The sequence below is a fragment of the Nocardioides islandensis genome (assembly GCF_015352455.1).
GTDB lineage: Bacteria > Actinomycetota > Actinomycetes > Propionibacteriales > Nocardioidaceae > Nocardioides > Nocardioides islandensis.
Genome location: NZ_JADKPN010000002.1, coordinates 297,929 through 309,394 on the forward strand (window position 1 = coordinate 297,929; position 11,466 = coordinate 309,394).

Sequence of the window (11,466 nt, forward strand, 5' to 3'; positions counted from 1 at the left end):
CGCTCGAGCGGGTATCCCGACCTCACGATCACCGCCGCCGCCCGAAGACCGACCCCACGACCACGCCGAGGACGACCAGGCCGGCGCCGACGGCGATGCCCTTGAGGAAGTCCGACTGCGAGCCGATGGCCGAGGTCGACGGCGGCGCGGTGAAGACCTGGCCGGCGACGGGAGCCCCGACGGGTGCCCCGGCAGCAGGAGCGGCGGCTGGAGCGGCAGCGGGCAGGCCGCCGGAGAGCGCCTTGTCGACGTTGCCGAAGAACTCCCCCGCCATCCGCTTGGAGACCGAGGTGAGCATCCGCTGGCCGACGCCGCCGATCATCCCGCCGACGACGGCGTCGGCGTCCCAGGTCACGGTGGTGGCGTCGTCACCGGCCGAGGCGAAGGAGACGTTCACGGTCGCCCCGATCGTCCCGGGCGCGCCGGCCCCGTCGAGCTTCATGACCAGGGAGCTCGGCTCGGACAGGTCGGAGAGCACGCAGGTGCCGGCGTAGGTCCCCTTGATCGCGGCAACGCCGGCAGTGACCGTCATGTCGTAGGTGTTCTCCCCCGTCGACACCAGCCGCTCGCAGCCGGGGATGGTCGCCACCAGCACGGCAGGGTCGAGCAGGGCGTCCCAGGCGCGGGCGACCGGGGCGTGCAGGGTGTTCTCTCCGGCGATCCTCATGACGTCTCCTTCGTGTCTCGAGATGCTCGCTGCGCTCGCTCGTCGACCACCGAGTTCTGAAGCCGCAGGGCGTACAGCTCCGACGGCGAGATCGGCATCGACGTGATCGGGAAGCCCTCGGCGTCCGAGATGGCGGACGCGAACACGGCGGCCGACGGGATCACCCCGGCCTCGCCGGCGCCCTTGATGCCCAGGGGGTTCAGCGGGGACGGGGTCTCCAAGTGGTCGATCTCGATCGAGGTCGGCACCTCGGTGACGTACGGCATCAGGAAGTCCATGAACGACGCGTTCAGCAGCTGGCCGGACTCGTCGTAGGCCATCCGCTCGTACAGCGCCCCGCCGACGCCCTGCGCGACCCCGCCGTGGATCTGGCCCTCCACGATCATCGGGTTGATCAGGTGCCCGCAGTCGTGCACGACGGCGTACTTCAGGATCCGGATCTCCGCCGTCAGCGGATCGGTCTCCACGATCACCGCGTGCATGCCGGACGCGAACGTCGACCGCTCGGGCGAGTAGAAGTCCTTGCCCTCCAGCCCCGGCTCGTCGTCCTCGGCGACCGGCGGCTTGCCCGGGTCGCCGACCGAGAACTGGGTGGCCAGCTTGGACTGCTCGTCGAAGGCGTACCGGAGCGGGTTCGACAGCACCGCCACCGTGCCGAGGGCGATGGACGACGAGGGCGCCCCGCGCACCGACACCACGCCGTCGACGATCTCCAGGTCGTCCTCGTTGGCCTCGAGCGCGTCGGCAGCGATGCGGAGCACCTTCTCCTTCGCCCGCGTTGCCGCCAGGTGGATCGCGGACCCGCTCATCACCGCCGCGCGAGAGGCGAACGTGCCCACGGCGTACGGCATCCGACGCGTGTCACCGGTGACCACCTCGACGTCCGAGAGGGGTACGCCGAGCACGTCCGCGACGATCTGCGCGAACACCGTCGCGTGGCCCTGCCCCTGCGTCGTCAGGCCGGTCGCGACCTTCACCTTGCCGGAGGTCTCGATGTGCACGTGGGCGCCTTCGTAGGGCCCGACGCCGGTGCCCTCGACGTAGCAGGCCAGCCCGATACCGACGTGGCGCCCCTGGGCCGCCATCTCCGCCTTGTAGGCCGGGAACTCGTCCCAGCCGACCAGCGCCTTGATCTTCTCCAGCGACGCCGGGTAGTCGCCGGAGTCGTACTCGAGCTCGCGGCCGTCCTGGAAGATCAGCCCGTGGTCGTAGGGGAACTCGTCGGGCTGGATGAAGTTCGTCGCCCGCACCTCGGCACGGTCCTTGCCCAGCGCCTCGGCGATCGCGTCCATCGTCCGCTCCATCACGAAGCAGCCCTGCGGCCGGCCCGCGCCCCGGTAGGGCGTGACCATCACGGTGTTCGTGTAGAGCGACTCGAACCGCACCCGGTAGGCGCCGGGCTTGTAGGGCCCCAGCAGCTGCGTCGAGGTGATGATCGGGACGATCAGGCCGTACGGCGTGTAGGCGCCGTGGTCGTGCCAGAACTGGACGTCGAGGCCCAGCACGCGACCGTCGTCGTCGTACCCGACCTCGACGTGGTGCACCTGGCCGCGCTCGTGGGCCGAGGAGATGAAGTGCTCGCGGCGGTCCTCGATGAACTTCACCGGCCGGCCCAGGGCCCTGGCGGCGAGCGGGACGAGCAGCTCCTCGGGCCAGGGGTGGTTGATCTTCACGCCGAACCCGCCGCCGACGTCGGGGGTCACCACGTCGACCTGGCCGAGGTCGAGGCCGAGCTTCACCGCGATCGCGGCCCGGACACCCGTGGAGGTCTGGGTCGAGGACCAGACCGTCATCCGGTTGATGTCGGGGTCCCAGCGCGCGACGGTGCCGCGGCCCTCCATCGGCTGGCAGGAGCTGCGCTCCACGAGCAGGTCGAGGCTCAGGGTGTGCGGGGCGGCCGCGATCGCGGCGGGCGCGTCGCCGTTGCTCTGCTCCATGCGCGCGCCGACGTTGCCGGGCACGTCCTCGTGCACGAGGTTCGTCGCGGCGCGTGCGGCCGCGATGCCGACCACCGGCGGCAGCACCTCGTAGTCGACGCGGATCCGGCCGACGGCGTCCTCCGCGACGTACCGGTCGTCGGCGACCACGAACGCGATCGCCTCGCCCACGTAGTTGACCTCGCCGTCGGCCAGCGCGTGCTGGGTGCGGCCGTGGGTCAGCGTCGGGTGCGGGATGAGGAGCGGCAACGGGTCGGCCATCGGTGCGGACAGCTCGGCGAGGTCCTCGTAGGTCCAGACCGCGTGCACGCCGTCGACGTCCAGCACGTCCTCGACGTGGACCTCGAGGACGCGAGCGTGCGCGTGCGGCGAGCGGAGCACCGCGGCGTGCAGCACCCGTTGGCCGGACAGCACGTCGTCGACGTACCTCCCCCGGCCGCGCAGGAACCGCTGGTCCTCGACCCGCTGGACGCGCGTCCCGAAGAGCTTGGTGGTCATGAGCGGAGCTCCGCCGCCCGGAGGACCGCCTTGACGATGTTCTGGTATCCGGTACAGCGGCACAGGTTGCCGGCGATCATGTCGCGCGCCTCGTCCTCGGTCGGCGACGGGTTCTCCTCGAGGCCGGCGGTGATCGTGGTCATGAAGCCCGGTGTGCAGAACCCGCACTGGAGGCCGTGGCACTCGAGGAACGCCTGCTGGACCGGGCCGAGCGAGTCGTCGGCGTTGGTCAGGCCCTCGACCGTCGTGATCTCGCAGTCCACCGCGGACACGGCGAACATCAGGCAGGACCGCATGGGCCGTCCGTCGACGAGGACCGTGCAGGCGCCGCAGACGCCGTGCTCGCAGCCGACGTGGGTGCCCGTGAGACCGATGTCGTGACGCAGCGCGTCGGAGAGGAGACGACGGGCGGGCACGTCGACGTCGTGCGCGACGCCGTTCACGTGCAGGCGAACGACGTGGAGCTCCTCGGTCATGCGGCCATCTTCCTCGCGGCACCCACGACCCGGGCCGTCAGCACCCGGACCAGCTGCGCGCGGTAGTCGGCCGAGGCGTGGATGTCGTCGCCCGGGTCGAGGTGCTCCAGCGCCGCGTCGCCGAGGTCGGCGTCGGCCACGCCGCTGAGGTCGACCACGGTCGGTACGTCGCACACCGACAGGTAGCCGGCCACCACGGTGTCACCGGTCACGACGGCGCCCACGCCGCACAGCGCGTAGTCGCCGTGACGGCGGGCGATCTCCTCGAACCCGACACCCGCGCCGGGGTTCAGCGCCGGGAAGTACGCCGACAGCGCGATCTCGTCGTGGTGCAGCGAGGACTCCAGGGGCCCGACGTACAGCTCGTCGGCCGGGATCGTGCGACGGCCCGCGGGCCCGGCCACGTCGACCGACCCGCCCAGCAGGCACAGCACCATCGGCATCTCCGCGGCTGCGTCGGCGTGCACGATCGAGCCCACCGTGGTGCCGCGGTTGCGGATCGTGGCGTGCGCGACGTTGGCCAGCGCGAGGGAGACCAGGGGCTGGACGCGGCGTACGTCCTCGGACGCCAGCACGTCCGCGTGCCGCGCGAGCGCGCCGACCCGCACGCCGTCGTCGTTCGCCTCGATGCCCGAGAGCTCGGGGAGCCCGTTGATGTCGACGAGCCGCGACGGTGCCGCCAGCCGCATCGACAGCAGCGGCACGAGGCTCTGCCCGCCGGCCAGGACCTTCGCGCCCGGGTCGCCCGCCAGCGCCGCGAGGGCGTCGTCGAGCGACCCGGGCCGGACGTAATCGAAGGGGGCCGGCTTCACCGGTCGATCATCTCAGCGGCTTGTCGTCCGTCTCTGGGTGGGACAGGTTGCGCGTCACTCCACCGGCGCCCGCACCCTCGCGGCCGTTGACCATGTGGAAGAAGACGATCACCAGGATCGTGCCGAGCGCGATGCCCGACAGGGAGAAGTCGTTGGTGATCTTCAGCGTGACGCCGCCGATGCCGGCGATGAGGCCGGCGGCGAGGCCGACCATGTTGACGGGGTTGCCGAAGTCGACCTGGTTCTCGACCCAGATCTTCGCGCCGACCAGGCCGATCATGCCGTAGAGCACGACCGTGATCCCGCCCAGCACGCCTCCCGGGGTCGCGTTGACGATGGCGCCGAACTTGGGGCACAGACCCAGCAGGATCGCGACGCCCGCGGCGACGTAGTAGGCCGCGGTCGAGTAGACCTTCGTGGCCCCCATGACGCCGATGTTCTCGGCGTAGGTCGTGGTCGGCGAGCCGCCGAACGCGCTCGCGAGAGCCGTCGCGACGCCGTCGGCCCCGATCGCTCGGCCCATGTAGGGGTCGAGGTCGGTCTTGGTCATCTCGGCGACGGCCTTGACGTGACCGGTGTTCTCGGCGATCAGCGCGATCACGCCGGGAAGCACCAGCAGGATGAAGGTCGTCGAGAAGCTCGGGCCGTGCACGACGCTGACGCCGTCGCCGAGCGTGCCGCTCGGGAAGCCGATCCAGTCGGCGGCCTTCACGCCCGCCCAGCTGATCCGGTCGTGCTCGACCGCGTCGGGCCCGGTCGGCAGCACCGAGTTGATCGAGCCGAACAGCGCGTCGGCGATCCAGGACAGCAGGTAGCCGAAGATCAGCGCGAGGAACACCGCGATGCGCGACCAGAAGCCGGGCAGCATCACGGCCGCGAACACCATGAACGCCGCTGTGATCAGCGCGATCCACTGGTCCTGCGGCCAGTAGATGCCGGCCACGACCGGGGCCAGGTTGAAGCCGATGAGCATGACGACCGCGCCGGTCACCGCGGGCGGCAGGATCCGGTGGATCCAGTGCGCGCCGGCGAAGTGCACGACCAGGCCGACGAGAGCCAGCACGATGCCGCCGACCATGATCGCGCCGGTGACGTCGGCGGAGTCGCCGCCCTGGGCCCGGATCGCCGCCACGCTGGCCACGAACGAGGCGCTGGTGCCCAGGTAGCTGGGCACCCGGTTGCTGCAGATCAGCAGGAAGATGACCGTGCAGATGCCGGAGAACATGATGGCGAGGTTGGGGTCCAGCCCCATCACCAGCGGGAACACGAACGTCGCGCCGAACATGGCGACGACGTGCTGCGCCCCGAGCCCGACGGTCTTGCCCCACGCGAGCCGCTGGTGCGGCGCGACCGGCTCACCCGGGGCCGGATCGACTACTTCCCACTTGAACATCGACGACATGGCCGACCCCTCTCTTGGGTCTCGATCCCTCCAGATCAGCCCCGAGATCCCACAACGTAGTGAGGGCCATCACACACCCTCGACGGCGGAAACTGCCGAAGGAACGCCGACGCCGTCGGCAGGACATGCGAGCGCGTCGAGTGGAGAGCGAAGGGATGGTCCCCGCGCCGAGCGTCAACCCGCGATGTCGAGGACCCGGAGGGCCACGGCGACGTCCAGGCGGAGGTGGGGGTCGGAGGAGAGCGGGCCGAGGAGGCGCTCGAGCTTGGAGACGCGGTACCTCATGGTGTTGTAGTGGAAGAACTGGAGGCGGGCGGCCTCGGCGACGTTGAAGTTGGTGTCGAGCAGCACCTGCAGCGTCTCGCGCAGGTTGGCGGCCTCCGTGGTGCCGTCGGCCAGCGGGCCGAGCACGTCGCGGGCGAAGGCGCGCAGCTCGCCGGTGTCGGGGATCAGCGCGATCAGGCGGTGCAGGCCGAGCTCGTCGAACGACGTCGTGGAGCCGGTGCCGTGCACCCGGCGGCCGATCTCGACGGCCCGCCGCGCCTGGGCGTAGGCCTCCGGCAGGTCGGCCAGGCTCGGCGCGACCCGGCTGACCCCGACCGTGAAGCTGCGCCGGCCACCGCCCTTGTCGCCGGCGACGCCGGTGACCACCCGGCGTACGACGTCATGTCCTGCCCAGGGCTCGCCCGGCCCGACCCCGGCGTCGACCGGCAGCAGGGTGACCACCTCGGAGCTGAAGTCGACGGTCGGGACACCCGGGTCGAGGCTGTTGGTGACCTGGCGCCAGGCGGAGGCGAAGCGTTCCTGCCACGCGCGCTTCTGCTCGCGGGTCGCCGGCTCCTCCTCGCGCGGCTGCGGGTCGATCTCGGCGACCACGACGACGGACGGCCGGTCCAGCGACCAGCCGAAGGCCTGCGCGTGCTCGGCGGCGTACGCCTCCTCGACCACACCCCGCACGAGCAGGTCGCGGAGGAAGTCGCCCTGGTACTTGTTCTCGACCGCGCCGATGGCGCTCTGCTGGGTGATCAGCAGCGCCGCGACGATGGCCACCCGCTCGAGAGCGTGCACGTCCTCCTCGTCGACCCGGCCCTCGAGACGCACGCACACCAGCCGCGCGAGGTCGGCGCCACCCGCGGCCACGCGCAGCGCGCGCACCTCCCCACCGTCGAGGGGCACCCCGGCCTCCCCGACGCGCTCCACGCGGATCCGTCCGGTCTCGTCGAGCAGGAGCGCGTGCTCGAGGGCCGACCGGGCCGCGGGGTCGAGCACCGAGGCCCGCTCGCGCCCGTCGGTCGAGGTGAACGCGACGCGGACATCGAGCACGTTGGCCGCCTCGGCGGCGATCCGCTCGAGGTCCCCGCCCTCCAGCACCAGGTGCGTCAGAGCGGTGTGCAGTGCGTCGACGCGGGCCAGGGAGTTGGCGAGCGCGTCCGCGGCGGCGTCGCCGGTTATCAACACTTGGGGCCCTTCGTCCGAGATCGTTGGCACAACCTCACAGCGGCCAAATGTAACGGTGGCCGATAGCGTCGGGAAGCGTGGCTCCCGTTCCGGCCAGCGCACCCGGCCGGGTCGCGCAGCTCCTGCGCGACGCGCCGGACGGGCCGGTGCGCGTCCTGCACCACGTGCCGACCGCCCTGTACCTCGACGTCGCCGGCCGCTGCGTGGGTGTCGTGGCCCCCGGGGCGGCACAGGTCCCCTGCGCGCTCCGGTTGTCGGGGCGCGTGTCGCAGCGTCCGGTGCTGGCAGAGCCCATCGCGAACCCCTACGTTGAGCGCGGAACCCTGTATCTGACCGACGACCCCCTCGTGGTCGGACGATTCGTGGATGTTCGCGTTCCCCGGATCGACCCCGACAGGGTTCTGCGTCGGGCGGCGAGCCCGGCAGCGGTACGAATGGTGCCCCCCCGGACGGCCGCGCACGGGCTCGCCGCCTACAACTCCCTCTCGCCCATGGTCGACGCGACCACGACCAGCACGCTCGTCGGCCACGGCGGCGGCCTCACGCCCCTCGGCGACGACGTCCTCTGCGGCTGGCTCGCCGTGCTGCACGCGACCGGCCGCCTGACCGACGACGTCGCCGACCGGGTCCGCGCGGCCGCACCCCGCACCACGCTGCTGTCGGCCACCCTGCTGGACTGTGCCCTGCACGGCGAGGTGCTGCCGGAGTTCGCGGCGTACGTCGCGGCGCTCGGCACCCCCGCGGAGCCGGCCGCCGCACGGACGCTGATGGCGATCGGCCACACCTCCGGCGCGGGACTGTGGTTCGGCGCCGAGCACGCCCTGACGACGATCGCCCTGGAGGCTGCGGCATGACCACCCACGTGGAGCTGAGGTCGGGTGCGTACGCCGACTCGGTCACCCTGCTCCAAGTCAGCCGTGACGTCGCCGCGACCGAGGGCGTCGAGGCCGCGCAGGTCGCGATGGCCACCGCCCTCAACGTCGAGGTCCTCGGCGGCATGGGCTTCGACGTACCCCCCGCCAGTCCGAACGACATGGTGGTCGCGATCCGCGCGGCCGACGACGACGCCGTGCGCCGCGGACTGACCGCCGTCGACCAGGCACTGGCCGGCGCAGTGCGCCGCCCTTCCGGCCCGGCCGAGCTGGCCGCCCACCGCACCACCGCGGCCGCCCTGCGCGACACCCCGGGCGCCCTGGTGCTCGTCTCCACCCCTGGCGCCAGCGCGGCGGTCGAGGCGATGGACGCGCTGGACGCCGGCTGCGACGTGATGCTCTTCAGCGACAACGTGCCGGTCGAGCAGGAGATCGCGATCAAGCGGGTCGCGCACGAGCGCGGGTTGCTCGTCATGGGCCCCGACTGCGGCACGGCCGTCGTCGGCGGCCTCGGCCTGGGCTTCGCGAACGTCGTGCGACCCGGGCCGGTCGGCATCGTCGCGGCGTCCGGCACCGGCTGCCAGCAGCTGCTCGCGCTCCTGGACCACGCGGGCGTCGGTGTCACGTCCGCACTCGGCGTCGGCGGCCGCGACCTGTCGGCCGAGGTCGGCGGGCTCGCCACCCGCGAGGCCCTCCGCCGCCTCGACGCCGACGAGTCGGTCGAGCTGGTGGTGGTGGTCTCGAAGCCCCCCGCACCCGAGGTCGCCGCCGAGATCGAGGCGTACGCCGCCTCGCTCGGCACCCCCGTCGAGCTGGCCCTGCTCGGGGCCGGGCTGCCGGACCTCACGGTCGCCGCGGAGTCCGTGCTGGCCCGGCTCGGCCACGAGGTGCCGACCTGGCCGGTCCGCGTGCCCGGCGCGGCGCACATGGGCGGGCGGGGCGACCTCCTGCACGGGCTCTTCGTGGGCGGCACCAACTGCTCGGAGGCCAGGTTCGTGGTCGAGTCCGCGCTCGCGATGGACGGCCGGTCCACGGACGGACACACGTTCACCGACTTCGGCGACGACGAGTACACCTCCGGCCGTGCCCACCCGATGATCGACCCCACGATCCGCCTCGAGCACCTGGAGCGGGTGGGCGCCGACGACCGCACCGGCGTCGTGCTGCTCGACGTCGTGCTCGGCCACGGCGCCGAGCCCGACCCGGCCACGGCCCTCGCCCCCGTCATCGCCCAGGTGCCGCAGCCGGTCGTGGTCACGCTGGTCGGCACCGACCACGACCCGCAGGACCGGCACCGCCAGTCCGAGGCGCTCGCCGAGGCCGGCGCCGAGGTGCACCTGTCGAACGCCGGCGCGGCACGACGAGCCGTGGAGTTGCTGACCGACAAGATGGGAGGCGGTTCCTGATGGACACCCCCACCACCGTCGTCAACGTCGGGACCGACCTGCTCGCCGCCGCCGTCGAGGCCCAGGCCGCTGCGGTGACCCGCGTCGACTGGCGACCGCCGATGCCCGGCACAGAGGACGACCTCGTCGCCGTCGCCACCGACCCGCTGCGTGCGGACGCCAACGTCCGTGCGCTCACCGCGATGCTCGAGGTCCAGGCCACCCTCGTCGACGTCGCACCGGCGTCGGAGGTGCTCGGCCTGGAGCGCGGCCAGTTCCTGCACGCGGGTCCGCCGATCGGCTGGGACCGCGCGGCCGGTCCGCTCCGCGGCGCGCTGATGGGCGGCGCCGCGCTCGAGGGTCTGGTCGACGACCCCGAGGACGCCGTGGCCCTGTTCGAGTCCGGCTCCTCGGTCTCCCTCGAGCCCTGCCACCACCGCGGCACCGTCGGCCCGATGGCCGGCGTCGTCACCCCGTCGATGTGGATGTGGGTGCTGGAGGACCAGCGCACCGGCCGGCGTACGTTCTGCTCCCTCAACGAGGGCCTGGGCAAGGTCCTCCGGTACGGCGCGTACTCGCCGGAGGTGCTGACCCGGCTCCGCTGGATGGGCGACGTGCTCGGTCCGCTGCTGCAGCGCGCCGTCCGGGCCACGACCGAGAGCCAGGGGCCGGTCGACGTCACCGGGATCCTCACCCAGATGCTGCAGATGGGCGACGAGGCCCACAACCGCAACCGCGCGGGTACGTTGATGCTGCTGCGCGACCTCTCCCCCGCCATGGTGGCCGCCGGCGATCCGGCCGACGTCGCCGAGGCGCTGCGCTTCGTGGGCGGCAACGACCACTTCTTCCTCAACCTCGCGATGCCGGCCTGCAAGCTGGCGCTGGACGCCGCGCGCGGCATCGAGGGCTCGACGATGGTCGTCGCGATGGCCCGCAACGGCACCGACTTCGGCATCCAGGTCGCGGGCACCGGCGAGGAGTGGTTCACCGGGCCGGCGCAGCTGGCCGACGGCCTGTACCTCGGCGACTTCGGCCCCGACGACGCCAACCCCGACATCGGCGACTCGGCGATCACCGAGACCGCGGGCATCGGCGGGTTCGCGATGGCGACCGCGCCCGCGATCGTCCGGTTCGTCGGCGGCTCCGTGCCCGACGCCCTGGCCACCACCCGCCGGATGCACGAGATCACCCTGGGCGAGAACCCTCGCTGGTCGGTGCCGGTGCTGGAGTTCCAGGGCACGCCGACCGGGATCGACGTGGCTCGGGTCTGCCGCACGGGGATCCTCCCGCAGATCAACACCGGCATGGCCGGCAAGGTCGCCGGCGTCGGCCAGGTCGGAGCCGGCCTGGTGACCCCGCCGGCCGAGATCTTCCCCGCGGCACTGGCCCGTCTCGCCGAGCTGGCCCGGGCGCGCGGCTGAGAGGTCCCCCTGCTAGACATGCGGCATGGCCACCACTCAGCTCGGTGAGAACACCGTCCACACCGTCGGCGAGCTGCCGGCACTCGGCACCAAGGCTCCTGACTTCACGCTGACCAACGGGGACTTCGCCGACGTGTCCAAGACCGCGGGCAAGCGCACGATCCTCGACATCTTCCCGACCATCGCGACCGGCGTGTGCCAGGCGGGCGTCAAGGCCTTCGCCGGGCTCGCCCCCGGCCTGGAGAACACCGAGATCATCGCGGTCTCCCAGGACCTCCCGCTCGCGGTCGCCAACTTCTGCGGCGCTGAGGGCATCGACGCTCTCGTCATCGGCTCGGCGTTCCGCTCCGGCTTCGGCACCGACTACGGCGTGACCATGGCCGACGGCAAGTGGCGTGGCCTGCTCGCCCGCGCCGTCGTGGTGCTCGACACCGACGGCACCGTCCTGCACACCCAGCTCACCCCTGCCATCGGCGTCGAGCCCGACTACGAGGCCGCGGTGGCCGTCCTCCAGTAGCCGTCACACCACGACCCCCTC

At 72.4% G+C, this 11,466-nt stretch carries 10 protein-coding genes; 4 read left to right on the plus strand and 6 right to left on the minus strand.

Annotated elements, in window-relative coordinates; all coding sequences use genetic code 11:
• Positions 1 to 28: 28 nt before the first annotated feature.
• From ISU07_RS06925 to ISU07_RS06950, 6 genes are all read right to left on the minus strand, one after another.
• Positions 29 to 667: an SRPBCC family protein gene (locus ISU07_RS06925; protein ID WP_194706022.1), complete on the minus strand. Its 639-nt coding sequence runs from the start codon at positions 665 to 667 to the stop codon at positions 29 to 31.
• Positions 664 to 3,102 (minus strand): aerobic carbon-monoxide dehydrogenase large subunit, encoded by a 2,439-nt coding sequence (gene cutA, locus ISU07_RS06930; RefSeq protein WP_194706023.1) that lies wholly within the window; start codon positions 3,100 to 3,102, stop codon positions 664 to 666. The genes ISU07_RS06925 and cutA overlap by 4 nt, the downstream gene beginning before the upstream one ends.
• Positions 3,099 to 3,578, minus strand: a complete 480-nt coding sequence (locus ISU07_RS06935; protein ID WP_194706024.1) for a (2Fe-2S)-binding protein — start codon at positions 3,576 to 3,578, stop codon at positions 3,099 to 3,101. Before ISU07_RS06935 ends, cutA begins: the two co-directional genes overlap by 4 nt.
• Positions 3,575 to 4,390 (minus strand): FAD binding domain-containing protein, encoded by an 816-nt coding sequence (locus ISU07_RS06940; RefSeq protein ID WP_194706025.1) that lies wholly within the window; start codon positions 4,388 to 4,390, stop codon positions 3,575 to 3,577. The genes ISU07_RS06935 and ISU07_RS06940 overlap by 4 nt, the downstream gene beginning before the upstream one ends.
• 7 nt (positions 4,391 to 4,397) lie before the next feature.
• On the minus strand, positions 4,398 to 5,783 hold the full coding sequence (locus ISU07_RS06945) for a uracil-xanthine permease family protein (protein ID WP_194706145.1): 1,386 nt from the start codon (positions 5,781 to 5,783) through the stop codon (positions 4,398 to 4,400).
• 183 nt (positions 5,784 to 5,966) lie between these two features.
• Positions 5,967 to 7,250 (minus strand): PucR family transcriptional regulator, encoded by a 1,284-nt coding sequence (locus ISU07_RS06950; RefSeq protein WP_194706026.1) that lies wholly within the window; start codon positions 7,248 to 7,250, stop codon positions 5,967 to 5,969.
• A 77-nt stretch (positions 7,251 to 7,327) separates the two neighbouring features.
• Here ISU07_RS06950 and ISU07_RS24725 point away from each other — a divergent pair, with 77 nt between their 5' ends.
• The 4 genes from ISU07_RS24725 to tpx are packed head-to-tail and all read left to right on the plus strand — an operon-like array spanning position 7,328 to position 11,445.
• Positions 7,328 to 8,104 carry a DUF2877 domain-containing protein gene (locus tag ISU07_RS24725; RefSeq protein WP_194706027.1) on the plus strand — a complete coding sequence of 259 codons (777 nt, stop codon included), beginning with the start codon at positions 7,328 to 7,330 and terminating at the stop codon, positions 8,102 to 8,104.
• Positions 8,101 to 9,528, plus strand: a complete 1,428-nt coding sequence (locus ISU07_RS06960) for an FdrA family protein (protein WP_194706028.1) — start codon at positions 8,101 to 8,103, stop codon at positions 9,526 to 9,528. The genes ISU07_RS24725 and ISU07_RS06960 overlap by 4 nt, the downstream gene beginning before the upstream one ends.
• On the plus strand, positions 9,528 to 10,928 hold the full coding sequence (locus tag ISU07_RS06965; RefSeq protein ID WP_194706029.1) for a YlbE family protein: 1,401 nt from the start codon (positions 9,528 to 9,530) through the stop codon (positions 10,926 to 10,928). Before ISU07_RS06960 ends, ISU07_RS06965 begins: the two co-directional genes overlap by 1 nt.
• A gap of 25 nt (positions 10,929 to 10,953) precedes the next feature.
• Positions 10,954 to 11,445 carry a thiol peroxidase gene (gene tpx / locus ISU07_RS06970; RefSeq protein WP_194706030.1) on the plus strand — a complete coding sequence of 164 codons (492 nt, stop codon included), beginning with the start codon at positions 10,954 to 10,956 and terminating at the stop codon, positions 11,443 to 11,445.
• Positions 11,446 to 11,466: the final 21 nt, after the last annotated feature.